We start from the raw sequence: 22,349 nt of genomic DNA, 5'->3' as shown, positions 1-22,349 counted from the left end.
GCCTCAGGGCGCCTCCTCCTGCCCCTGCGGCACGGTGAGCGTGAAGACGCTGCCACTGGCCTTGCTGCGCACCTCGGCCGTGCCGCCCTGCATCTGCAGCGCGCGGCGCACGATGAACAGCCCCAGCCCCTGCCCATGCACGTCGTGGCGGCCGCGCACCCCGCGCTCGAACAGCCGCGGCAGCAGCGCCGGCGCGATGCCCGGGCCTTCGTCGGCGACCTCGAAGACGATGGCCAGCGGCTCCTCGCCGTCGACGATGCGCAGCGCCACCGGCGTGCCCGGCGTGGCGTAGGCCAGCGCGTTGTTCAGCAGGTTGCGCAGCGCCAGGCGCATCAGGCCGACGTCCAGCGCCGCGGTGCGCGCCGCACTGTCGCGCCACACGCGCACGCGCGCCCGGCCCTCCGCCGGCAGGTCGCCCAGCACCAGCTCGACCAGCATCTCCAGGTCGGTGTCGCGCAACGGCGGCGCACGCTCCTCGACGAGCCGCGTCGAGACCGCGAGCGTGTTGTCCAGCGAGCGCGTGATCTCGCCCAGCACCGAACGCGCACGCTCCAGGCCGGGCACGCCTGCGGCGCCGCGCAGCGCGTCGGCCGCGCCCTGCAGCACGGCCTGGGCGTTGTGCAGCGGCTGGCGTACCTCGTGCGAGATCACGCGCAGCAGTTCCTGGCGCTCCTCGGACAGTGCACGCAGCGCCTGCGCCTGCTGCTCGGCCTGCTCGCGCTGTTCGGTGGCGGCGGCCAGCTGGGCACCGCGCAGGCGCGCGCGGCGTTCGGCCATCTCGATCGCGAAACCGACGTAGCCCAGGTTGGCCCACAGCGCCGTCAGCATCCAGGCCAGCAGCAGCAGTTCGGTATCGAAGGCCGTCGCCAGCGGGCCGGGGCTGGAACTCAGCCCCGAGGACAGTGCCGCCAGCCGGGCGATCAGCACGACCGCGACGACGCCGTAGGCCCAGCCCAGCATCGCCGCGCTGCGGCTGCTGCGCGCCCGGGCGAGTGAACGTGCCTCCAGACACAGTGCCAGCGAGGCCAGCATGTTCAGCGTCAGGTTGCCGAGCACGCGCCAGCGCGAGTCCACGGCGTCGAGCAGCGGCACCGCGGTGCAGGCGACGACGACGAGGCCGGCGAGTGTCCACCAGGGCAGCGGCTGCTCGCGCTCGCGGCGCAGCGCCGCCCAGCGCAGCGCGAAGCCGGTGTAGCCGAAGACGTTGGCGACGATGATCACCGGCAGGTGGGGCAGCACGCCGCGTGTCGCGTAGACCACCATCATCACGCCGGCCAGCGCCGTGCCGGCGCACCACAGCAGCGTGCTGTAGCGGTCGTGGCGCCCGGTCAGGACGTTCCAGACCGCGGCGGCCACGCCCAGGTGGACCAGGCCGACCAGCACCCAGGTCGTGGTGACATCCAGCGGCAGGGGGCGGAGCATGGCGGCGGAGGATAACGGCGCCGTGCGCCGCCGGCTTCAGCGCGCCAGCCGCGACGCCGGGTCCAGCAGCTCGACCAGCAGGTCCTCGTGGGCCTGGCGCCACTGCGCCATCTCGGCGGCGCCGGGCGCGCGGATGACGAGCTCGCGCATCGTCGCGTGGATCAGCGGCGACAAGGCCAGCCAGGGCGCACGCGACAGCACGCTGGGCCTGGCGCCGGCAGCCTCGCGCGCGGCCAGCGCACGCTGCAGCACCACCTCGTAGGGGCCGATGACCTGGCGGTCCCAGAGCTCCAGCAGATGGCCGACGCGTTCACGCTCGGCGATCATCAGCCACAGCACGCGCAGGCCCGCCGGGTCGGCGATCTGGGCGTACAGGCGGTCCACCAGCCAGGCGGCGAACTCGCGGGTCGGGACATGGGCGTCGGGTTCGGGCATGCCCTCCAGCGAGGGCATCGCCAGCGAGCGCCGCAGCAGCGCCTCGAACACCGCGTCCTTGCTGTCGAAGTGCGCGTACAAACCGCCCTTGGACAGGCCGGCGCGGCGCGCGATGTCGTCCATGCGCGTGTCGCCGTAGCCGCGCTCGCAGAACTCGACCAGCGCCGCATCGAGGATCTGCTGGATACGGACCGCGGGCGACAGCCGGCGGCGCGGCGCGCTGGCGGGGGCCGGGGCGGTTTCCATGGCGCAATGTTATCTCGCGCCCGGGGATGTGGTTCACTAACGACTCATCAGTCGCTAAGATCGGGACCAAGGAAGGAACTCGCATGATCCGAACCCTGGCGGATGCCGTACCCCGCCGCGTGCCGCGCCGGACGCGGGCCGCGCTGGCGCTCGCGGCCCTGGCCGCCGGCTGCGCAGCCCCCCCTGACCGCGGTGCCGCGCCGGTGCCGCCGGCGGCGCCGCCGGCCGTCATCCGTGCCGCCGACGCCGGCGCCACCGTGCCCGGCTGGCGCGAGTACTTCGCCGAACCGGGCCTGCAGGCGCTTGTCGCCCAGGCGCTGGCAAACAACCGCGACCTGCGCATCGCCGCCAGGCGTGTCGACGAAGCCGCCGCCGGTTACGGCCTGCAGCGCGCCGAACTCGGGCCGACGCTCGGCCTGCAGGCGCGCGGCATCCGCTACCACGCGCCGGCCGACCTGAGCCTCACCCGCCAGGCCCAGACGGCCGGCGCGCAGAGCGCGGGGCTGGGCTTCTCGAGCTGGGAGCTGGACCTCTTCGGCCGCCTGCGGGCGCTGTCGGACAGCGCGCGCGAACGCTGGCTGGCCAGCGAAGCCGCGCGGCGCGCGATCGAACTCCAGCTCGTCGCCCAGGTCGCCGACGGCTACTTCGGCCTGTGCGAACTCGACGAACGCCTGGCGCTGGCGCGCGAGACCGTGACCAGCCGCCGCGAGAGCCTGCGCATCACCGGCCGCCGTGTCGAGGTCGGTTCGAGCTCGAAGCTGACGCTGCTGCAGGTGCGCACCCTGCTGACGCAGGCGCAGTCGCTGGTGGCGACGCTGGAGCGCGAACGTGCCGCCCAGGTCGAGGCGCTGGCGCTGCTGGCCGGCGCCCGCCCGCAGCTGCCCGAGACGCTGCCGCGGCTGGACACGCTGGCCGCGCTCGCGCCGCTGGCGCCGGGGTTGCCGGCGACGCTGCTCGAGCGCCGGCCCGACCTGCTCGCGGCCGAGGCCCAGCTGCGCGCCAGCCGTGCCAACGTCGCCGCGGCGCGTGCGGCCTTCTTCCCGCAGCTCACGCTGACCGGCCAGTGGGGCAGCGCCAGCGCCGAGCTGTCGGGGCTGTTCGAGTCGGGCAGCCGGCAGTGGCTGTTCACGCCGTCGATCGCGCTGCCGCTGTGGGACTGGGGGCTGCGCGCGCGCAACCTCGACCTCGCCGAGGCGCGCCGCGACATCGCCGTCGCGCAGTACGAGAAGAGCGTGCAGGCGGCGTTCCGCGACGTGGCCGACGCGCTGTCGGCGCGGCGCTGGTACGACGAGCAGGCCGGCATCGCCGGCGACGCGCTGGCCGCCCAGCGTGAACGTGCCCGGCTGGCGCGGCTGCGCTGGGACACCGGCGCGTCCAGCTTCCTCGACGTGCTCGACGCCGAACGCGACCTGCTGGCCGCGCAACAGGCCGAGGTGCAGGCGCGGCGCGCGGCGCTGGCCGCCCGCGTCGCGCTGTTTGCCGCGCTCGGCGGCGGCACCCCCGTCACCTCTTCTCCCGAACCGGATCCCGTCACGCCATGAACGCAGCACTCCGCAAGCCCTCGACCTGGATCGTGCTGGCCGCCGTGGCGGCCGCGGCCGCCTTCGCCGTGCTGAAGGCGCGCGGCCCGGCCGACGACACCGGCCTCGTCTCCGGCAACGGCCGGCTCGAGGCCACCGAGATCGACGTCGCCGCCAAGATGGCCGGCCGGGTCGAGAGGATCAGCGTCGCCGAAGGCGACTTCGTGCGGGCCGGCCAGCCTCTGGCGACGATGCAGACGAGTTCGCTGCAGGCCCAGCACGACGAAGCGAAGGCCCGGCTGGCGCAGACCGAGAGCACGGTGGCCAGCGCCCGCGCCCAGGTCGCGGTGCGCGAGGCCGACCGCCGCGCCGCCGAGGCGCTGGTCGCCCAGCGCGAGAGCGAGCTCGACGCGGCGACACGCCGGCGCGAACGCTCGGCCTCGCTGCAGGCCGAAGGCGCCTCGTCGGCGCAGGAAGTCGACGACGACAACGCCCGCGTGCGCGGCGTGCAGGCGGCGCTGGTCGCCGCCCGCGCCCAGGTCGCCGCCGCCGAGGCCGCGGTCTCGGCCGCGCGCACCCAGGTCGACGGCGCCCTGGCCACCGTCGAGGCGGCACGCGCCACCGTGGCGCGCATCCGCTCCGAGCTCGACGACACGGTGCTCACCGCGCCGCGCGCCGGCCGCGTGCAGTTCCTCGTCGCCCAGCCGGGCGAGGTGGTCGGCGCCGGCGGCAAGGTGCTCAACCTCGTCGACCTGGCCGACGTCTACATGACCTTCTTCGTGCCCGAGGCCGCCGCCGGCCGGCTGGCGCTGGGCTCGGAGGTGCGCATCGAGCTCGACGCCGCGCCCGGCGTCGTGATCCCGGCGCAGGTGAGTTTCGTCGCCAGCACCGCGCAGTTCACGCCGAAGACGGTGGAGACCGCCAGCGAGCGCCAGAAGATGATGTTCCGCGTGAAGGCGCGCATCGCGCCCGAGCTGCTGCAGCGCTACCGCGAGCAGGTCAAGACCGGCCTGCCCGGCGTCGCCTGGGTGCGCACCGACCCGGCGCAGCCCTGGCCCGAACGCCTGACGCCGAAAGGCAGGCCGTGACCGCAAGCACGGCCGCGCCGGTGGTGCGCGCCGAAGGCCTGACGCTGGCCTATGGCGCGGTGCAGGCGCTGGCCGAGGTCTCGGTGGCGCTGCCGGCGGGCTGCCGGGTCGGGCTGATCGGGCCCGACGGCGTCGGCAAGTCCAGCCTGCTGTCGCTGGTGGCCGGCGCACGTGCGCTGCAGCAGGGCCGGCTGGAGGTGCTGGGCGGCGACATGGCCGACGCCGCGCACCGCAGCGCCGCCTGCCCGCGCATCGCCTACATGCCGCAGGGGCTGGGCCGCAACCTCTACCCGACGCTGTCGGTCGAGGAGAACCTGCAGTTCTTCGGCCGGCTGTTCGGCCACGGCGCCGACGAACGCCGCCGCCGCATCGATTCGCTGACCGCGGCCACCGGCCTCGCGCCCTTCCTGGCCCGCCCCGCGGGCAAGCTCTCCGGCGGCATGAAGCAGAAGCTGGCGCTGTGCTGCGCGCTGATCCACGACCCGGACCTGCTGATCCTGGACGAGCCGACGACCGGCGTCGACCCGCTGTCGCGCTCGCAGTTCTGGGACCTGATCGACTCGCTGCGCGTCGACCGGCCGCAGATGAGCGTCGTCGTCGCCACGGCCTACATGGAAGAGGCCGAACGTTTCGACTGGCTGGTGGCGATGGACGCCGGCCGCGTGCTGGCCACCGGCACGCCGGCCGAGCTGCGTGCGCGCACCGGCTGTGCGACGCTGGAACAGGCTTTCATCGCCCTGCTGCCCGAGGAACGCCGCCGCGGCCACCGCGAGGTCGTCGTGCCGCCGCTGGTCGAAGGCGGCGCCGACGAGATCGCGATCGAGGCCCAGGGGCTGACGATGCGTTTCGGCGACTTCACCGCCGTCGACCACGTCGACTTCCGCATCCGCCGGGGCGAGATCTTCGGTTTCCTCGGCTCCAACGGCTGCGGCAAGTCGACGACGATGAAGATCCTGACCGGCCTCTTGCCGGCCAGCGAAGGCCGGGCCTGGCTCTTCGGCCACGAGGTCGACGCGGCCGACATCGGCACGCGCCGGCGCGTGGGCTACATGTCGCAGGCGTTTTCGTTGTACGGCGAGCTGACGGTGCGCCAGAACCTGGTGCTGCACGCACGGCTGTTCCAGATGGCCGAACACGAGATCGAGCCGCGTGTCGAGGAGATGCTCGAGCGTTTCGGCCTGCAGGCCGAGGCCGGGGCCCTGCCCGAGAAACTGCCGCTGGGCATGCGCCAGCGCCTATCGCTGGCGGTGGCGATGGTCCACCGGCCCGAGCTGCTGATCCTCGACGAGCCGACCTCGGGCGTCGACCCGATCGCCCGCGACCGCTTCTGGGAGCTGCTGATCGAGCTGGCGCGCCGCGACCGCGTGACGATCTTCATCTCCACGCACTTCATGAACGAGGCCGAGCGCTGCGACCGCATCTCGCTGATGCACGCCGGGCGTGTGCTGGTCAGCGACCGGCCGCAGGCGCTGCGCGAGGCGCGTGGCGCGGCGACGCTGGAGCAGGCCTTCATCGCCTGGCTGCGCGAAGCCGGCGGCGGCGACGCCGCGGCGCCCGCGCCCGCCGCAGCGCAACCGGCCGCGACCCCGCGGCCCGAGCCGGCGAAGCCCCCCCGGCGCCACGCCTGGTTCAGCCTGCGCCGGCTCTTGAGCTACAGCTCGCGCGAGGCGCTGGAGCTGCGCCGCGACCCGGTGCGCGCGACGCTGGCGCTCTTGGGCACGGCGATCCTGATGTTCATCGTCGGCTACGGCATCAGCATGGACGTCGAGGACCTGCCGTTCGCGGTGCTCGACGGCGACGGCACCGTGCTCAGCCACGACTACGCGCTGCAGATCGCCGGCAGCCGCTACTTCATCGAGAAAGCGCCGCTGGCCGGCCACGACGACATCGACCGCCGCATGCGCGCCGGCGAGATCGCGCTGGCCGTCGAGATCCCGCCCGGCTTCGAGCGCGACCTGCTGCGCGGACGCACGCCGACGCTGGGCGTCTGGATCGACGGCGCGATGCCCTCGCGTGCCGAGACGGTGCGCGGCTACGTGCAGGCGATGCACCGGCAGTGGCTGGCGACGCAGGCGCGCGAGCGCCTGGGCGCGACGCTGGCCGCGCCCAGCTCGATCGAGCTGCGCTACCGCTACAACCCCGACGTGCGCAGCCTGCCGGCGATGGTGCCGGCGGTGATCCCGCTCTTGCTGCTGATGATCCCGGCGATGCTGGCGGCGCTGTCGGTGGTGCGCGAGAAGGAGCTGGGCTCGATCGTCAACCTCTACGTCACGCCGGTCACGCGCGCCGAGTTCCTGCTCGGCAAGCAGCTGCCCTACGTGCTGCTGGCGATGCTGAACTTCGTGCTGATGTGCGTGCTGGCGGTCACCGTCTTCGGCGTGCCGATCACAGGCAGCTTCGTGTCGCTGGCGCTGGCGGCGCTGCTGTTCGTCGTCATCGCCACCGGCTTCGGGCTGCTGGCCTCGACCTTCACGAAGACGCAGATCGCGGCGATGTTCGTGACGATCATCGGCACCGTGCTGCCGGCGGTGCAGTTCTCCGGGCTGATCCACCCGACGAGCTCGCTCGAAGGCCTGGGCCGCGTGGTCGGCAGCGTCTACCCGGCGACGCACTTCCTGACGATCAGCCGCGGCATCTTCGCCAAGGGGCTGGACGCTGCGGACCTGGCGCCGTCGTACTGGGCGCTGGCGCTCACCGTGCCGGTGGTGCTGGGGCTGGCGCTGGTGTTGCTGAAGAAGCAGGAGCGGTGATGCGCAAAGACTGGTTCGCCACCGTCTACCGCCTGGGCGTCAAGGAGTTCTGGAGCCTGCTGCGCGACCCGATGATGCTGGCGCTGATCGCCTACACCTTCACGGTGGCGATCTACGCCGCGGCCACCGCGATGCCCGAGCCGCTGCACCACGCGACGATCGCCATCGTCGACGAGGACGACTCGCCGCTGTCGCAGCGCATCACGCAGGCCTTCTACCCGCCGCAGTTCCGCAGCCCGGCGCCGCTGACGATCGCCGAGGTCGACCCGGCGCTGGACCGCGGCGACTACACCTTCGTGCTCGACATCCCGCCGGGCTTCCAGCGCGACGTGCTCGCCGGGCGCCAGCCCGCGGTGCAGCTCAACGTCGACGCGACGCGCATCAGCCAGGCCTTCACCGGCGGCGGCCACGTGCAGGAGATCGTCGCCGCCGAGGTGGCCGAGTTCGTCGCGCGGCAACGCGGCGGCGGCACGACCGGCGTCGACCTGGCGCTGCGCATGCGCTTCAACCCGAACCTGGAATCGATGTGGTTCGGCTCGCTGATGGAGCTGATCAACAACGTCACGATGCTGTCGATCATCCTCACCGGCGCGGCGCTGCTGCGCGAGCGCGAGCACGGCACGCTGGAGCACCTGCTGGTGATGCCGGTGACGCCGGCGCAGATCATGGTCGCCAAGGTGTGGTCGATGGGGCTGGTGGTGCTGGCGGCAGCCTGGTTCTCGCTGGCCGTCGTCGTGCAGCGCGTGCTGCAGGTGCCGGTGGAAGGTTCGATCGCGGTGTTCCTGCTGGCCGCGGCGCTGCACCTGTTCGCCACCACCTCGCTGGGCATCTTCCTGGCGACGATGGCGCGTTCGATGCCGCGTTTCGGCATGCTGCTGGTGCTCGTGCTGCTGCCGCTGCAGCTGCTGTCCGGCGGCGTGACGCCGCGCGAGAGCATGCCGGCGCTGGTGCAGGACGTGATGCTGGTGGCGCCGACGACGCACTTCGTCGCCGCCGCCCAGGCCGTGCTCTACCGCGGCGCCGGGCTGGACGTGGTCTGGCCGCAGCTGCTGGCGATCGCGGCGATCGGCGTGCTGCTGTTCGGCATCTCGCTGAAGCGCTTCCGGGAGTCGATCACGAGCTTGGCCTGAAGCCCTCGAGCAAGGTCGCGGCCGGCGCCTGGACCCGTGCCGCAGCCGAGCCGCCGCAGCGCTGCAGATGGCGGGCGACGATCTCGGCACCGAGCGCGTAGCCGGCGTGGCGCGGCAGCGCCCCGCGGCCGTAGAACCAGGCCTCGTGGTCGTAGCTCGATGCGTCGCGCTGGGCGGCGAACGCGGCCCAGACGCGTTCGCGCTCCGCCGCGGGCAGCGGCCGCGCATAGAACGGCAGCTCGCCACCGGGCAGTTCGGCTTCGAAGCAGCAGGCCAGGCCTTCGCTGACCGCCGCCTCGGCCAGCGTGCGCCCATAACCCGGGCCGGCCCAGCGCACGGTGTGGTGCAGCTCGTGCGCGAGCAGCGCCGTGAACACCGGCTCCAGCCGCTGGCGCAGCCCGGCATGGCCGAGGTCCAGCGTCATGAACACCCGATCGGCGGCCGGCGTGTAGCCGCCCAGGCCGAGCTCCGGAATCACGAGGCGCGGGTCGTGCTGCACGACGACGTCGACGGCCCCGATCGGCAGCAGCCGACCGACGAGGCCGATGGTCGACGCGAAAGCCTGCTCGACACGTGGGCGCAGCACGCCGAAGACGCCGCCAGCGTCGAGCAGATGGAGTTGCGCGGGCATGTGCGACAGATTCTCGCCGCGGTGTTCAACGCCGCAACGCCAGCATCGCCCACAGACCCTCGAGCCCGAAGCGTTCGTCGCCGGCCGACATCGCGCGCATCGGGCGCAACTCGACGATCTCGAAGTCCCGGCCCCAGAACGCACGCAGCTCGGCCTCGGTGTAGTCCAGCCCGCCGCCGAGCGAGCCGCGGCGGTAGACCTCCTCGTCGTCCCAGCCGCAACCGGCACCCGGGCCGAAGCAGACCAGGCCCAGTCGGCCGCCGGGGCGCAGCGCACGCGCCAGCAGCTCGACGTAGGCCAGGCGCCGGTGCGGTGCGAGGTGGTGGAAACAGCCCGAGTCGTAGGCCAGGTCCAGGCTCGCGGCCGCCGGCCCACGCTCGAAGACCGAACCCTGCTGCAGCGCCAGCACGACGCCGCGGCGCCGGGCGAGCTCGGCGGCCCAGTCCAGCGCCTGCGCCGACAGGTCCACGCCGTGCGCCTCGAAACCCTGCCCGGCCAGCCAGACCGCGTTGCGCCCGTTGCCGCAGCCGACGTCCAGCGCCCGGCCCGGCGGCGCGAGCAGACCGCGCTGCCGCCAGTCGACGAGGTTCTCGTCGGGCGTCTCGACGAAGAACGGACGCGGCCGCGTGCGGTCGGCGTAGAAGCCCTGCCAGCGTGCGTGCTCGGCAGCCGCCAGGCGCGCGTCGAGCGCGTGGTGCTGCGCCTCGTCCAGCGCGGCGAAGCGCTCGGCTTGCCGAGGTGCGCGGCCGTTCACGGGGCCGGCCGCAGCCGCTTGTGGAAAGTCGTCTTCTCGATGCCCGGCGCGTAGCCGCAGGTGACCAGCGCGACCTCGTAGCCGAGCGCGGCGTAGAAGGCGGGCGCCTGGAACGAGAAGGTGTCGAGGTAGACGAGGCGACAGCCGCGTGCCGCGGCCTCGTCCTCGAAGGCGGTGACCAGCGCCCGGCCCAGGCCCCGGCGCCGGCAGGCCGCGTCGACCCACAGCTGCTGCAGCTCGCAGCACTCGCCCCAGCTGCGGCCCGAGGCCGCGCCGGCGAGCCGCCCCCCGGCGTCGTGCACGGCGACGAACAGCGGCCGGACCTGGGCCAGGGCGGGCTGCGCGGCGTTGAAAGCCGAGAGGCCCGCGTCCAGGGCCTGCAGGGCCTCGGGCGCGGGGCGGTCGGTGACGGACGGGGTGGACAGCGGGGCACTCATCGGCCGCATCGTCGCGGCCGGCAGGCAAGCGCGCCATCCCCGGGTCGAGTCGAGGGCGCCTAGAAGTGCCAGTTCGCGGTCAGCCCGAAGGTGCGCGGCCGCAGCACCGCCTCGCCGACGCCGTTGGCCTCGGCCACGGTGCTCGTGACGCCGCGTTTGTCGGTCAGGTTGGTGCTGGACGGCGCGCGCTGAACGCGGATGCAACGGCGGCGCCACGCCGGCGCCGTTCTGGAGCGTGCACTCCAGCAGCGGAACGCACCGCGCCGGTGCCCACGCTCTACACTGGCGCGTTTGCCCGTTCATCACCCCGTCACACACCCATGACCCGAGTCGTCATCAGCGGCACCGGCCTGTACCGCCCGCCCCACGTCATCAGCAATGCCGAGCTGGTCGAGGCCTACAACCGCTACGCCGAGCTGCAGAACGAACGCCACGCCGACGCCATCGCCGCCGGCGAACGCCAGCCGATGACCCCGTCGAGCGTCGAGTTCATCGAGAAGGCCTCGGGCATCAAGCAGCGCTACGTGCTGGTGAAGGACGGCGTGCTGGACCCGGCGCGCATGGTTCCGCGCTTCGAGCCGCGGCCCGACGAGCAGCTGTCGCTGATGGCCGAGATCGCCGCCGATGCCGCGCGCCAGGCGCTGGCCGCGGCCGGCAAGACCGGCGCCGACGTCGACATGCTGCTGTGCGCCGCGTCGAACATGCAGCGCGCCTACCCGGCGATGGCCATCGAGATCCAGAACGCGATCGGCGCCGGCGGCTACGGCTTCGACATGAACGTCGCCTGCTCGTCGGCGACCTTCGCGCTCGAACAGGCGGTCAACGCGGTGAAGTCGGGCAGCGCGCGCTGCGTGCTCGTCGTCAACCCGGAGATCACCTCGGCGCACATCGAGTGGCGCGACCGCGACTGCCACTTCATCTTCGGCGACGTCTGCACCGCGCTCGTCGTCGAGGCCGCCGACACCGCGACCTCGGCCGACTGCTGGGAGGTGCTGGGCACGAAGCTGGCGACGAAGTTCTCCAACGCCATCCGCAACAACTTCGGCTTCATGAACTCGGCCGAGGACAGCGACCCCGACGCACGCGACAAGAAGTTCCGCCAGGAAGGCCGCAAGGTCTTCAAGGAAGTCGTGCCGATGGCCGCGGCGCACATCGCCGCCCACCTGGCCGCGCTGGGCCACGAGCCGACGGCGGTGCGCCGCTTCTGGCTGCACCAGGCCAACGTCGGCATGAACCAGCTGGTGCTGAAGAAGCTGGTCGACCACGAGGTCGGCGACGACATCGCGCCGCTGATCCTGGACGAGTACGCCAACACCGCCTCGGCCGGCTCGATCATCGCCTTCCACGAGCACCGTGCCGACCTCGCCGCGGGCCAGCTGGGCGTGATCTGCTCGTTCGGCGCCGGCTACTCGATCGGCAGCGTCGTCGTGCGCAAGCGCTGACACGCACCCCTGCGCGCGCGGCCCGCGCCGCGTGCGAACCGTCTACCGCGGCACGCCGACTGCCGACGCACGGCGCGCCGTCGCCGGCCGGCGCGGCGCCGCCGCCACCCCGTTCCGACTGGAGTCCCCCATGGCCTCGGCCACCCAGGCGATCTCGCGCCTCTTCCTCCGCACGCCGCTCGTCGGCCAGATCGTCGTCGGCCTCGTGCTCGGCGTCGCGCTGGCGCTGTTCGCACCCGAGAGCGCGCGCTCGGTCGCCGTGCTCGGCGACCTGTTCATCTCGGCGCTCAAGGCGGTCGCGCCGGTGCTCGTCTTCGTGCTCGTCGCTGCGGCGATCGCGTCGCACGAGAAAGGCCAGCCGACGCACGTCAAGCCGATCCTGCTGCTGTACCTCGTGTCGACCTTCGCCGCGGCGCTGGTCGCGGTCCTCGCCAGCTTCGCGTTCCCGACGACGCTGGTGCTGACGGTGCCACCGGCCGGAGGCACGCCTCCGGCGGGCATCGTCGCCGTGCTGCGCAACCTGCTGCTCAGCGCGGTGCAGAACCCGGTGAAGGCGCTGCTGGAGGCCAACTTCATCGGCATCCTGGCGTGGGCGATCGGCCTGGGCATCGCGCTGCGCCACGCCGGCGAGGCGACGCGCACGATGCTGTTCGATCTGGCCGATGCCATCTCGCGGATCGTCCAGACGGTGATCCGTTTCGCGCCCTTCGGCATCTTCGGCCTCGTCGCCGCGACGCTGGCCGAATCGGGCCTGGGCGCGCTGCTCGGCTACGGGCGGCTGCTGCTGGTGCTGGTCGGCTGCATGCTGTTCGTCGCGCTCGTCGTCAACCCGCTGCTGGTGCTCTGGAAGCTGCGCCGCAATCCGTATCCGCTGGTCTTCACCTGCCTGCGCGACAGCGGCCTGACGGCCTTCTTCACCCGCAGTTCGGCGGCGAACATCCCGGTGAACCTCGCGCTCGCCAAGCGGCTGAACCTGCACGAGGACACCTACTCGATCTCGATCCCGCTGGGCGCGACGATCAACATGGCCGGTGCGGCGATCACGATCAGCGTGATGTCGCTGGCGGCGGCGCACACGCTCGGCATCGTCGTCGACATCCCGACCGCGCTGCTGCTGTGCGTCGTCGCGTCGCTGGCCGCAGCCGGCGTCTCCGGCGTCGCCGGCGGCTCGCTGCTGCTGATCCCGATGGCGACGAGCCTGTTCGGCATCCCGGCCGACGTCGCGATGCAGGTCGTCGCGATCGGCTTCGTGATCAGCGTCGTGCAGGACTCGTTCGAGACCGCGCTGAACTCGTCGACCGACGTGCTGCTGACGGCCGCCTGCTGCCCCCAGGACCTGCGGCTGCCCTCGCGGTCCGGGGGCGATCGCTGACCGGCCGGCTCAGGCGGCCCCGGCCGCCAGCCGCTGCGTGATCTCCAGGAACCTGTCGATGTCGTCCGGGCCATGGCAGTGCAACGGCGAGACGCGTACCGCACCCTGCAGCCCGAAAGACTCGAGCATGCGTTTCGAGTAGATGCTGGAGGCCACACGCTCGTAGACGATGACGCCGCGCTTCTCGTACTCGCGCACCGTCTGCGCATGTTCCAGCCCGTCGATGCTGATCGCCAGGATCAGATCGCGGCGCGTCAGGTCCGGATGGTCGAGGAACACCTGCACGCCGTCGATGTGGCGCAACCCCGGCGCGCGGTCCGAGCCTTCGAGCAGGCGCGCCAGCAGCGCGCGCTCGTGCAGTTCGATGGCTTGCATGCCGTGCACGAACTGGGTCCGCCGGTCGGCGCTGGCGGTGTCGCGCCGGCCCAGCCAGCAGACGTAGTCCACGATCTCGCTGACCGCCGCGAACTGCCAGGGGGCGGCACTGCCGAGATCCCAGAAGTTCTCGGGTTTGCCGCTCAGCTTGTCGTGCGGCAGCCGGGCGGCACGGTCCGACAGCCAGGTGAAGCCGGACCCGCGCGAGCCGAAGAACTTGTAGGGCGCGAAGTTGATGGCGTCGACCGGAGTCTTCTGCAGATCGATCAGGCCGTGCGGTGCATGCTGCACCGCGTCGACGACGATGTAGAGGTCCGGCTTGACCGCCCTGGCCTGCTCGACGATGGCCGCGATGTCGATCTTGGCGCCCGAGATGTTGGACGCGCAGATGACGCTGAGCACGCAGGTGTCGGCGTCGATCAGACGCACGACCTCGGCGACGTCGATGCCACCGGTCGCCGGGTTGCTCGGTGCGACCCGCAGCTCGCGCGCGCTGCGCTCGGCGTACTGCGCCATGGCGTCGAACGACGACGGGTGCTCCAGCACCGTGGTCACCATGTTCTTGCCGGGCACGTTCTCGGCAATCGCCCTCACCGCCGCGAACATGCCCCCCGAGGCCGTGAGCGAGGCGTAGACCGCGCCGCCACGCGCGTTGAGCACCAGCCGCACGTCGTCGGTGCCACACGCCTGGATGTCCTTGAGTTCGAGCGCGACCTCGTGGATGCGCTCCGGACAGTCGGGCATCGCGTCGACCGTGGCGACCCGCTCGATCACCGAGCGCAGGCGAAGCGAGCCGCCGGCGTTCTCGAAGAACAGGCGTTCGCGCCCGTGGTGGTCGTGGTCGACGAAGTGGAAGCGGCTCTTGATCTCGCGCTGCAGCGAGTCGGGGAACAGAAGGCCGTGGGGACTGCTCATGTTGGCGGCGTCGGCAGGAAGTTCAGACGGTCGCGATCGGCGTCGCGGGCGAGCCCGCCGCGCCGGGCAGGCGCAACGGCGGGGCGGTCAGCAGGAAGCGGCTTCGCTGGTGCTCGCGCAGCCACAGGGCCAGCGGCGTCAGCAGCCAGAGCTCACCGAGGTGGATGCCGTTCTTGAACAGGCAGTGCTCGTGAAGCGGCAGCTTGGGCCTGCGCAAGGGGGCAGGCGTTGTCAGGCGCGGCAGAACCAGTTCGACCGCCGGGTTGTCGGCGATCAGGCAGGACAGCCGGGTGTCGACGATCCAGTTCAGGAGCCTGCCGTCGCGCCCGTCCAGGCCGCTGCCGGTCTGGTGCAGCAGCTTGACGTCGGGCTGCCGCTTCATCGCCAGCAGCGTGTCGGCAAATCCGGTGTGCAGGCACACCATGTCGCCCGGCTCGATCTCGACGCGGTCGGCGTCCAGAACCCGCATGAGGCGCTCGTAGCCCACGGCTTCGCGGCAGCGGCCGATGTGCCGTTCGAGGTCGACCATCACGCCGCGGCCCTGGACGCCGTGTTCGGCGAGGTTCTCGATGCCGAGGCGATCGGCGCTGGGGCCGGGAAACCTCGCCCAGTCGGCGATGGGTTCGGGGTTCTGCGGCGCCGCGCGCACGTCGCTGCCGCCGCGATAGCCGTTGTAGAACACGACCTCGGCGACGCCGTCACCATCGGCGTCGAAGCGGCTGCCCATGTGGGCCAGGCTGTCCCACTGCGTCGAGTACTGCGTGTTCATCAGCAGCACGTCGTCGCAGACCACGTCGGTGAGCGTCTCGTCCTCGCTCGAATACGACCAGCAGAAGCCTTGGGCCCCGGCGCTGGCACCGTCGCGCAGCGTCGCGAAGCGCTGCGCCGGCAAGCGGCGCGGATTGAGCGCCGCGCCGCCCGGATGGTCCAGCGGCAGCGACAGACAGAACGTGCGGCCTTCGTGCACCTCGGCCAGGCCCTGCATGAGCTTGGCCTTGTCGACCAGATTCATGCGCCCGAGCTGGTCGTCGTCGCCGAACTCGCCCCAATGGCTGCCGGGCGGCGACTGTTTCCAGCGCCGTTGGCGGCCCGGCGTGTTCACAGCGCCTCTCCGGCCTGCAGCACGCCGGCCGAGCGCAATGCGCCGTCCAGCCAGCTCGCGGCGATGCGGCCGCCATGGATCGCGTCCAGGCGTCTGGCCTCGTCGCCGACCTTCGCGGCCGCCAGAGGCAGCAGCGCCGCCAGCTGCTCGCGCTCGACGACGACGACGCCGTCCTCGTCGCCCAGCACGAGGTCGCCGGCCTGCACGCTGACGCCGCCGACGCTGACCGCGTGGCCGATGCGCCCGGCCGCATTCTTCGTCGGGCCGTTCGGGTTCGTTCCCAGGCAGAACACGGGGAATCCGAGGTCCTGCAGCTCGACACTGTCACGCGCGGCGCCGTCGATGACGACACCCGCCAGGCCGAGCTTCTTGCAGGCGGTGAACATCAGCGCGCCCATCAGCGCGCTGCTCAGATCGCCCTTGCCGTCGACGACGAGCACGTCGCCGGGGCGGGCGATCTGCATGGCGGCGTGGATCATCAGGTTGTCACCCGGACGCACCTCGACCGTGAGTGCCGGGCCGGCCAGCCGCATGCCGGGACGCAAGGCCTGGATGCGGCCGTTCAGGGCTCCGCGGCGTCCGGCGACGTCGGCCAGGATGGCGGTCTGATAGCCGGCCGCCTGCGCGACGAGGTCGGCGGGAACACGCTCGAAGTCGCGCCGGATGCACGCATTGTCGGTACTCATGGCAGGTCCTCAGCGGCCGAGTGCGGCGCAGAAACGCTCGATGCGCGAACACGCCTGCATCAGCTGCTCCATGCTGGAGGCGTAGGAGATGCGGAAGAAACCCGGCGCGCCGAAGGCTTCGCCGTGCACCACGGAAACGCCTTCGGCGTTCAGCAGCTCGAGTGCGAAATCAGCGTCGCTGGCGATCACCTTGCCACCGGGAGCGCGTTTGCCGATCGTGCCCCGGCACGAAGGGAAGACGTAGAACGCGCCCTCGGGGACCGCGCAGCTCAGGCCCTGGCAGCCGTTCAGGCGCGCGACGACGGCGTCGCGGCGCTCGCGAAACGCTTCGCGGCGCGGCGCGATGAAGTCCTGCGGCCCGTTCAGCGCTTCGACGGCTGCCCACTGCGCGATCGAGCTGGCCGCCGAGGTCGTCTGCCCCTGGAGCATCTCCATCGCCTTGACCAGCATCGCCGGCCCGCCCGCGAAGCCGATGCGCCAGCCCGTCATCGCATAGCCCTTGGACACGCCGTTGACGGTCAGGACGCGGTCCTGGAGCCGCGGTTCGACCTGGGCCAGCGTCGTGAACTCGAAACCGTCGTAGACGAGGTGCTCGTAGATGTCGTCGCACAGCGTCCAGACCTGCGGATGGCGCAGGAGAACCTCGGCCAGCGCGCGCAGTTCGTCGCGCGTATAGGCCGCGCCGCTCGGGTTGGACGGCGAGTTCAGCACCAGCCACTTGGTGCGCGGCGTGATGTGGCGCTCCAGGGCCTCGGCCGTCAGCTTGAGGCCGCTCGCCGCGAAGGTCGGCACGACGACCGAGGTCGCGTTGCACAGCGCCACCAGCTCGGGATACGACACCCAGTAAGGCGCGGGAATGATGACTTCGTCGCCCGGGTTGAGCGTCGCCATGAAGGCGTTGGAGATGACGTGTTTGCCGCCGCTGCAGACGATGATCTGTTCGCGTTTGAAACGCAGGCCGTTCTCGCGCTCGAACTTGCGCGCCACGGCGTCGCGCAGCTCGGGAATGCCGCCGGTCGGCGTGTAGCGGGTCCTGCCCTGGGTGATGGCGCGGATCGCCGCCAGCCGGATGTTGTCGGGCGTGTCGAAATCGGGCTCGCCCGTGCTCAGCGTGATGACGTCCCGGCCTTGTTCGGCCAGGTTGCGCGCGCGCTGTGTCGCGGCAATGGTGCTGGACGGCTTGATGCGGGACAGTGACTCGGCAAGAAAGCTCATGGTGCTGAAGGCGACTAGGCGTGGCGGATGTCGGAAATGAACTTCCGCGCCCGCGGATGCTGCGGATTCGTGAAGAAGGCTTCGGGCGTCGAGCGCTCCAGGATCGAACCGGCGTCCATGAACAGGATGCGATTCGCGACCTCGCGCGCGAAACCCATTTCGTGGGTGACGCAGACCATGGTCATGCCGTCGGCAGCGAGTTGTTTCATCACCGCCAGGACCTCGCCGACCATTTCCGGATCGAGCGCGCTGGTGGGTTCGTCGAAGAGCATCACCGGAGGCTGCATGGCCAGCGCGCGGGCGATCGCCACACGCTGCTGCTGCCCGCCCGAAAGCTGCGGCGGATAGGCATCGGCCTTGTTCTGCAGCCCGACCTTGGCCAGCAAGGCCAGCGCGCGCTCGCGGGCCTCGGCCTGCGGCGTCTTCAGAACGGTGACCGGCGCGATCGACACGTTCTGCAGCACGCTCAAGTGCGGGAACAGGTTGAAGCTCTGGAAGACGAAGCCGATATGGCTGCGCAGCTGATTGACGTTGACGTCCGGCGCATGCACGTCCTGCCCGTTGACGACGATGCGGCCGCCGGAAATGGGCTCGAGCCGGTTGATGGTCCGGATGAGCGTCGATTTCCCGGAACCGGAAGGGCCGCAGACGACGACCACTTCGCCCTTGGCCACCGTTTCGCTGATGCCGTCCAGCGCCTTGTAGTCGCCGTAATACTTTTCGACCTTGTCGAAGCTGATCATGTCAGGCGCTCCGCGGCACGGCCTGGCGCCGCCGGTTGATGCTCTTTTCGAGCTGGTTGACACCCAGGCCCAACAGCCAGCAGAGCAGGAAGTAGGTCAAGGCGAGAATCGCGTAAACCTCGAACGGCCGCGTCAGCAACTGCGCGTTGACCTGATAGGCGGAATAGGTCAGCTCGTTGACGCTGATGATGTAACCCAGCGACGTGTTCTTGATGAGGTTGATGAACTGGTTGAGGATGCTCGGCGTCATCTGCACCAGGGCCTGGGGCAGCACGATCTTGCGCATGGTCTGGCCGTAGCTCATGCCCAGCGAGCGCGCCGCCTCGACCTGCCCCTTCGGGATCGCCTCGATGCCGGCACGCACCACCTCGCCGAGAAACGCCAGCTCGTAGGCCACCAGGGCACAGATCACGGTCGTGATGCCCGAGACGCTGCGCCCCACGAGCAGCGGGACGATGAAATAGGCCCAGAAGATCAGCATCAGCACCGGCAGGCCGCGTACCGCCTGCACGACGGCGGTGGCCGGCATGCGCACCGCCCGGATCGGGCTCGTGCGCGCGACGCCCATCAGCACCGCCAGCGGGAACGACAGCACGAGACCGGCAATCGCCAGCACGAGCGTCAGCGCCAGGCCGCCCAGCGGGCCGTCGGGGAACTGCCCGACCAGCAGCAGCAGCCCGTAGTCCTGAAGAATGTCGATCATCGGGTGCTCACCGCGGGATTGAGACGCTGGCTGGCCAGGTGCCCCAGGGCCATGATCGTGAACGAGCAGATCCAGTAGAAGGCCGAGGCCACGGCGAAGGCCTCGAAGGTGCGGAACGACTCGTTCTCGACCTGCCGCGACACGTAGGTGATCTCGGCCAGGCCGACGGCCATCGCGAGGCTCGTCGACTTGAACAGGCTCAGCGACTGGTTGACGAGCGGCGGGATGGCCACCCGCAGCGCCTGCGGCAGCACGATCAGCCGCATCGCCTGCACGAAGCTCATGCCCAGGGCTCGCGCGGCCTCCATCTGCGTCGCGGGCAGCGAGCGGATGCCGCTGCGCAGGTCCTCGGACATGTAGGCCGCTGCGTTCAGCGACAGCGCGATCCACACCAGCAGGAACTCGCTGCCCTGCGCGTTGATCCAGGCCTGCCAGGCATCGGGCAGCAGCTGCGGGATCCCGAAGTACCAGATGAACACCTGGACCAGGCCCGGAACGTTGCGGTGGTAGTCGACGAACAGGCGCGCCAGCGCCTCCAGCCCCCGAACCCTGGACTGGCGCAGCGACACGACGACGAAGCTCAGAAGAAAGCCAGCCAGCCAGCACGCTGCAAAGAGCAGCAGCGTCTTGGCCGCCCCGGCCACGAACCATTGCAGGTAGCGTCCCTGCAGGACGGCGCCGAAATCGAGCGACTCCATCATCGTGTCTCTGCGCGTATGGACCCGGCGCTCAGTTCGAGAACGCGGAGACCGGCGTCAGCTTCTTCTCGCGCACGATCTTGAATCGCGTCTCGGGGCCGTACCACTTGGTCCACAGCGCGTCGAGCTCGCCCGAGGCTTCCATGTCGCGCAGCGCCTTGTTGACGGCGGCCAGCAGCTCCGGCTCGCCCTTCTTGATGCCCAGGCCGGTGGGCTCGAACGCGAGGGACTCGTCGAGGAACTTGAACTTTCCGCCGGTCGTCTCGATGAAGCGGGCGCCGGTGGCCTGCGCGATCGCGAAGCCCTGGACCTTGCCCTGCGCCAGCGCGAGGAAGCCGGTCGAGCCGTCCTGATAGGTCACGACCTCGGCGCCGGGGATCTTGCTGCGTGCGTACAGCTCGGGCGTGCTGCCCTTGTTCGCGCTGATCTTCTTGCCCGCCAGATCGGCGAACTTCTCGATGCCGGAGTTGCTGGCGACGATGATCTTCAGCGGGATCTGGTAGTGGATGTCGGTGTAAGCGATCTGCTCCGCGCGCTCCTTGGTGTAGCCCATCGCCGCCGCGACGACGTCGACCCGGCCGAGCGCGAGCTCGGGGATGCGGGCTTCGACCGCGATCGGCTTGTGCTCCAGTGCCACCCCCAGGCGCTTGGCGATCGCAGCGCAGGTGTCCACGTCGAAGCCCACGTACTGGCGCGTCTTCGGATCCTGGAAAGCCAGGGGCTCGGAGCCGGACAGCGTGGCGCAGATCAGCTTTCCGCGTGCCTTGATCTCCTCCAGCCGGTTGGCCTGGGCCGCGGTGGACGTGGCGCACAGAGCGATGACGACGGTGCCGAAGAGCGTGCGCCGGGCACGGTTTGACAGGAACCGAAACATGTAGACCTCCAGAGGGGTGGGGAGCGGCATGACCCGTTGCGTGGGATTGGGTCTGATTGTGGGAATCCTGGAGGATCGTGAAAAGCGATTAATTTCCATGCTTTATGATGAGTTTTCGGAATCGAATGAGGGTCAACCCGCGATCTGAACCCCAACCAGCCCAAAGATGGTGCGTCATGATCACGTTCAAGCAGTTGGAAGCGGTGTATTGGGTCGCCAAGCTGGGCGGCTTCACCCAGGCGGCGCAGAAGCTGCACACGACCCAGTCGGCGATCTCGAAGCGGGTGCAGGAGCTCGAAGGGGCGTTCGAGACACCCTTGTTCGACCGCACGCAGCGCACCGCGCGGCTGACCGAGAAAGGCGAGGAGATGTTCGCGATCGCCTCGCGCTTTCTCGCCGAACGCGACGAGGTGGTGCAGCGCTTCCAGCGCCCGGAGATCATCAAGCGACGCCTGCGCATCGGCGTCACCGAGCTCACCGCGATGACCTGGCTGCCGCGCCTGGTCGGGAACATCAACACGCACTATCCGATGCTGGTGATCGAACCCGACGTCGACGCGAGCGTCTCGCTGCGCGACAAGCTCCTGGCCGACCAGCTCGACCTGGCCATCGTGCCGGCGCTGGCAGACGACGAGCGCATCGTGGCCAAACCCCTGGCCCGGGTGCAGAACGCCTGGATGTGCAAGCCCGGCGTCCTGCGGCGCGACAGGACCTATCGTGTCCATGAACTCGTGTCGCATCGCCTGCTGACGCAGGGCGAGCGCTCAGGTACAGGTCTCGCCTACGAGCGCTGGTTCAAGTCCTTCGGTTTCAGTCCGGCCAAGACGATCGCCAGCAACAACCTCGTCGCGATCATCGGCATGACCGTGTCCGGGCTGGGCATCAGCCACCTGCCTCACGAGTGCATGGAGCCGCTGGTGGCGGCCGGGCTGCTCGACGTCGTGGACGTGACGCCCTCCCTGCCGGAGATCCAGTACAACGCGATCTACCGCAACGAGCAGAGAAGCACGCTGATCTCGTCGATCGTGATGCTGGCCCAGGAATGCTGCGACTTCACGCGGGCATTCCAGACCGAAGAGATCAGTGGCGGGCCGGAGAACGGGACTTGAGGGCGCAAGGCGCTCCAGAGCGACGGGCAACTGGGCACCGTCGCCGCCACCGCCGCACCTGCCCGCTGACACTGGAGCAGCGCCTGTACAGGCCAGGTTCGCGCACGTCGTCTGCTTCGTCGGTCAAGAGGTTGACCGACACAGGCGAGTGACACAAAAACGAAGCCCCGATGCCGCCCTAAGTGCTTGTCCTAGGAGGGATCGGGGCTGAATGTGGTGCCGGTGAAGAGAGTCGAACTCCCGACCTTCGCATTACGAATGCGCTGCTCTACCAACTGAGCTACACCGGCGGCGTAAGCCCATGACTATAGCACGCTTCTCGCGGCTCCCAGCAAATTCCTGGGAGGATGTTGCCGCCGCCCCTGCGAACCGGATGCCCGGCCTCAAGACGACCGATCAAGCCCGCACTCGACACACGGGCAAACGGGCGCCACCCGACGACGATTCTCCCGATCCGTATATTTCGTGACTGCGCAGTCACCAAATGACCGGCGCGTTTGTCTGCTCTAGCGTCACTCTCACTACCGTCGGAGAAACTGCCATGCGTCACGAAACTGCCATTGCCAAAGAGACCGAACTTCGCCAGCTGGACCGCTGGGCGCTGCTGGCGATCCTGGCCATCAGCCTGGTTCCGCTGCTGCCCTATGCGCTGACTCCTCAGGGGCTTTGAAACCGGCCGGGCCCCGCGAGGCCCGGTTCCGG

At 70.6% G+C, this 22,349-nt stretch carries 21 protein-coding genes and 1 tRNA gene; 8 read left to right on the top strand and 14 right to left on the bottom strand.

Annotated elements, in window-relative coordinates:
* Positions 1-3: 3 nt before the first annotated feature.
* Both EV684_RS07645 and EV684_RS07640 read right to left on the bottom strand, forming a co-directional pair.
* Entirely contained in the window at positions 4-1,422 is a 1,419-nt protein-coding gene (locus EV684_RS07645) for a sensor histidine kinase (RefSeq protein WP_132645827.1), read from the bottom strand.
* A 36-nt stretch (positions 1,423-1,458) separates the two neighbouring features.
* Positions 1,459-2,103: a TetR/AcrR family transcriptional regulator gene (locus tag EV684_RS07640; protein ID WP_132645825.1), complete on the bottom strand. Its 645-nt coding sequence runs from the start codon at positions 2,101-2,103 to the stop codon at positions 1,459-1,461.
* 83 nt (positions 2,104-2,186) lie between these two features.
* On the opposite strand from EV684_RS07640, the gene EV684_RS07635 reads away from it, so the two are divergent.
* From EV684_RS07635 to EV684_RS07620, 4 genes are read left to right on the top strand one after another with little or no spacing between them, the layout of a single operon-like run.
* Positions 2,187-3,644, top strand: a complete 1,458-nt coding sequence (locus tag EV684_RS07635; RefSeq protein WP_132645823.1) for an efflux transporter outer membrane subunit — start codon at positions 2,187-2,189, stop codon at positions 3,642-3,644.
* Positions 3,641-4,711, top strand: coding sequence for an HlyD family secretion protein (locus EV684_RS07630; RefSeq protein ID WP_132645821.1), 1,071 nt, complete (start codon positions 3,641-3,643; stop codon positions 4,709-4,711). The genes EV684_RS07635 and EV684_RS07630 overlap by 4 nt, the downstream gene beginning before the upstream one ends.
* Positions 4,708-7,461, top strand: coding sequence for a ribosome-associated ATPase/putative transporter RbbA (gene rbbA / locus EV684_RS07625; RefSeq protein WP_132645819.1), 2,754 nt, complete (start codon positions 4,708-4,710; stop codon positions 7,459-7,461). The genes EV684_RS07630 and rbbA overlap by 4 nt, the downstream gene beginning before the upstream one ends.
* A complete protein-coding gene (locus EV684_RS07620; RefSeq protein WP_132645817.1) occupies positions 7,461-8,591 on the top strand; it encodes an ABC transporter permease in 1,131 nt (376 codons plus the stop codon). The genes rbbA and EV684_RS07620 overlap by 1 nt, the downstream gene beginning before the upstream one ends.
* Here the strand turns inward: EV684_RS07620 and EV684_RS07615 are convergent.
* From EV684_RS07615 to EV684_RS23955, 3 genes are read right to left on the bottom strand one after another with little or no spacing between them, the layout of a single operon-like run.
* Positions 8,575-9,222: a DUF2268 domain-containing putative Zn-dependent protease gene (locus EV684_RS07615; protein WP_132645815.1), complete on the bottom strand. Its 648-nt coding sequence runs from the start codon at positions 9,220-9,222 to the stop codon at positions 8,575-8,577. The two genes, EV684_RS07620 and EV684_RS07615, sit on opposite strands and share 17 nt — an antisense overlap.
* A 25-nt stretch (positions 9,223-9,247) precedes the next feature.
* Positions 9,248-9,976, bottom strand: a complete 729-nt coding sequence (locus EV684_RS07610) for a class I SAM-dependent methyltransferase (RefSeq protein WP_132645813.1) — start codon at positions 9,974-9,976, stop codon at positions 9,248-9,250.
* Entirely contained in the window at positions 9,973-10,413 is a 441-nt protein-coding gene (locus tag EV684_RS23955) for a GNAT family N-acetyltransferase (RefSeq protein ID WP_165908423.1), read from the bottom strand. Before EV684_RS23955 ends, EV684_RS07610 begins: the two co-directional genes overlap by 4 nt.
* A gap of 320 nt (positions 10,414-10,733) precedes the next feature.
* Between EV684_RS23955 and EV684_RS07600 the strand changes: the two genes are divergently transcribed.
* Complete coding sequence (locus EV684_RS07600) at positions 10,734-11,855, top strand: beta-ketoacyl-ACP synthase III (protein WP_132645809.1); 1,122 nt, start codon at positions 10,734-10,736, stop codon at positions 11,853-11,855.
* Between the two features lie 130 nt (positions 11,856-11,985).
* Positions 11,986-13,227 carry a serine/threonine transporter SstT gene (sstT, locus tag EV684_RS07595; protein WP_132645807.1) on the top strand — a complete coding sequence of 414 codons (1,242 nt, stop codon included), beginning with the start codon at positions 11,986-11,988 and terminating at the stop codon, positions 13,225-13,227.
* 9 nt (positions 13,228-13,236) lie between these two features.
* Here the strand turns inward: sstT and EV684_RS07590 are convergent, their stop codons facing one another.
* Genes EV684_RS07590 through EV684_RS07555 form a run of 8 tightly spaced genes read right to left on the bottom strand, consistent with a single transcriptional unit; the run spans position 13,237 to position 20,538 of the window.
* Positions 13,237-14,517 carry an aminotransferase class V-fold PLP-dependent enzyme gene (locus EV684_RS07590; RefSeq protein WP_132645805.1) on the bottom strand — a complete coding sequence of 427 codons (1,281 nt, stop codon included), beginning with the start codon at positions 14,515-14,517 and terminating at the stop codon, positions 13,237-13,239.
* 22 nt (positions 14,518-14,539) lie between these two features.
* Positions 14,540-15,619 carry a cyclase family protein gene (locus EV684_RS07585; protein WP_243651101.1) on the bottom strand — a complete coding sequence of 360 codons (1,080 nt, stop codon included), beginning with the start codon at positions 15,617-15,619 and terminating at the stop codon, positions 14,540-14,542.
* The gene (locus EV684_RS07580) at positions 15,616-16,305 is read right to left on the bottom strand and encodes an RraA family protein (protein WP_132645803.1); all 690 of its coding nucleotides are present in this window, start codon (positions 16,303-16,305) and stop codon (positions 15,616-15,618) included. Before EV684_RS07580 ends, EV684_RS07585 begins: the two co-directional genes overlap by 4 nt.
* A gap of 9 nt (positions 16,306-16,314) precedes the next feature.
* Positions 16,315-17,520: a pyridoxal phosphate-dependent aminotransferase gene (locus EV684_RS07575; RefSeq protein ID WP_132645801.1), complete on the bottom strand. Its 1,206-nt coding sequence runs from the start codon at positions 17,518-17,520 to the stop codon at positions 16,315-16,317.
* 14 nt (positions 17,521-17,534) lie between these two features.
* The gene (locus EV684_RS07570) at positions 17,535-18,263 is read right to left on the bottom strand and encodes an amino acid ABC transporter ATP-binding protein (protein ID WP_132645799.1); all 729 of its coding nucleotides are present in this window, start codon (positions 18,261-18,263) and stop codon (positions 17,535-17,537) included.
* A gap of 1 nt (position 18,264) precedes the next feature.
* The gene (locus EV684_RS07565; protein ID WP_132645797.1) at positions 18,265-18,966 is read right to left on the bottom strand and encodes an amino acid ABC transporter permease; all 702 of its coding nucleotides are present in this window, start codon (positions 18,964-18,966) and stop codon (positions 18,265-18,267) included.
* Positions 18,963-19,664: an amino acid ABC transporter permease gene (locus tag EV684_RS07560; protein ID WP_132646307.1), complete on the bottom strand. Its 702-nt coding sequence runs from the start codon at positions 19,662-19,664 to the stop codon at positions 18,963-18,965. Before EV684_RS07560 ends, EV684_RS07565 begins: the two co-directional genes overlap by 4 nt.
* 31 nt (positions 19,665-19,695) lie before the next feature.
* Positions 19,696-20,538 (bottom strand): ABC transporter substrate-binding protein, encoded by an 843-nt coding sequence (locus tag EV684_RS07555; RefSeq protein ID WP_132646305.1) that lies wholly within the window; start codon positions 20,536-20,538, stop codon positions 19,696-19,698.
* 176 nt (positions 20,539-20,714) lie between these two features.
* On the opposite strand from EV684_RS07555, the gene EV684_RS07550 reads away from it, so the two are divergent.
* Positions 20,715-21,647, top strand: a complete 933-nt coding sequence (locus EV684_RS07550; RefSeq protein ID WP_200222374.1) for a LysR family transcriptional regulator — start codon at positions 20,715-20,717, stop codon at positions 21,645-21,647.
* Positions 21,648-21,861: 214 nt separating this feature from the next.
* Here EV684_RS07550 and EV684_RS07545 read toward each other — a convergent pair.
* Positions 21,862-21,937, bottom strand: a tRNA-Thr gene (locus tag EV684_RS07545).
* Between the two features lie 251 nt (positions 21,938-22,188).
* Between EV684_RS07545 and EV684_RS24540 the strand changes: the two genes are divergently transcribed.
* Positions 22,189-22,317, top strand: coding sequence for a hypothetical protein (locus EV684_RS24540; protein ID WP_259375549.1), 129 nt, complete (start codon positions 22,189-22,191; stop codon positions 22,315-22,317).
* The last annotated feature ends 32 nt before the right edge of the window (positions 22,318-22,349 follow it).

It is taken from the genome of Rubrivivax gelatinosus (assembly GCF_004340905.1).
In the GTDB taxonomy this organism is placed as follows: Bacteria; Pseudomonadota; Gammaproteobacteria; order Burkholderiales; family Burkholderiaceae_C; genus Rubrivivax; species Rubrivivax gelatinosus.
Note: the sequence above shows the minus strand (reverse complement) of the source record. Positions and strands in the feature narration are given on the sequence as shown.

What these genes read in the sequence shown, in the direction of transcription:
- EV684_RS07645 (WP_132645827.1), bottom strand. Translation starts at nt 1,422, where the DNA reads ATGCTCCGCCCCCTGCCGCTGGATGTCACCACGACCTGGGTGCTGGTC.
- EV684_RS07640 (WP_132645825.1), bottom strand. Translation starts at nt 2,103, where the DNA reads ATGGAAACCGCCCCGGCCCCCGCCAGCGCGCCGCGCCGCCGGCTGTCG.
- EV684_RS07635 (WP_132645823.1), top strand. Translation starts at nt 2,187, where the DNA reads ATGATCCGAACCCTGGCGGATGCCGTACCCCGCCGCGTGCCGCGCCGG.
- EV684_RS07630 (WP_132645821.1), top strand. Translation starts at nt 3,641, where the DNA reads ATGAACGCAGCACTCCGCAAGCCCTCGACCTGGATCGTGCTGGCCGCC.
- EV684_RS07620 (WP_132645817.1), top strand. Translation starts at nt 7,461, where the DNA reads ATGCGCAAAGACTGGTTCGCCACCGTCTACCGCCTGGGCGTCAAGGAG.
- EV684_RS07615 (WP_132645815.1), bottom strand. Translation starts at nt 9,222, where the DNA reads ATGCCCGCGCAACTCCATCTGCTCGACGCTGGCGGCGTCTTCGGCGTG.
- EV684_RS23955 (WP_165908423.1), bottom strand. Translation starts at nt 10,413, where the DNA reads ATGAGTGCCCCGCTGTCCACCCCGTCCGTCACCGACCGCCCCGCGCCC.
- EV684_RS07600 (WP_132645809.1), top strand. Translation starts at nt 10,734, where the DNA reads ATGACCCGAGTCGTCATCAGCGGCACCGGCCTGTACCGCCCGCCCCAC.
- sstT (WP_132645807.1), top strand. Translation starts at nt 11,986, where the DNA reads ATGGCCTCGGCCACCCAGGCGATCTCGCGCCTCTTCCTCCGCACGCCG.
- EV684_RS07590 (WP_132645805.1), bottom strand. Translation starts at nt 14,517, where the DNA reads ATGAGCAGTCCCCACGGCCTTCTGTTCCCCGACTCGCTGCAGCGCGAG.
- EV684_RS07580 (WP_132645803.1), bottom strand. Translation starts at nt 16,305, where the DNA reads ATGAGTACCGACAATGCGTGCATCCGGCGCGACTTCGAGCGTGTTCCC.
- EV684_RS07575 (WP_132645801.1), bottom strand. Translation starts at nt 17,520, where the DNA reads ATGAGCTTTCTTGCCGAGTCACTGTCCCGCATCAAGCCGTCCAGCACC.
- EV684_RS07570 (WP_132645799.1), bottom strand. Translation starts at nt 18,263, where the DNA reads ATGATCAGCTTCGACAAGGTCGAAAAGTATTACGGCGACTACAAGGCG.
- EV684_RS07565 (WP_132645797.1), bottom strand. Translation starts at nt 18,966, where the DNA reads ATGATCGACATTCTTCAGGACTACGGGCTGCTGCTGCTGGTCGGGCAG.
- EV684_RS07560 (WP_132646307.1), bottom strand. Translation starts at nt 19,664, where the DNA reads ATGGAGTCGCTCGATTTCGGCGCCGTCCTGCAGGGACGCTACCTGCAA.
- EV684_RS07555 (WP_132646305.1), bottom strand. Translation starts at nt 20,538, where the DNA reads ATGTTTCGGTTCCTGTCAAACCGTGCCCGGCGCACGCTCTTCGGCACC.
- EV684_RS07550 (WP_200222374.1), top strand. Translation starts at nt 20,715, where the DNA reads ATGATCACGTTCAAGCAGTTGGAAGCGGTGTATTGGGTCGCCAAGCTG.
- EV684_RS24540 (WP_259375549.1), top strand. Translation starts at nt 22,189, where the DNA reads ATGCGTCACGAAACTGCCATTGCCAAAGAGACCGAACTTCGCCAGCTG.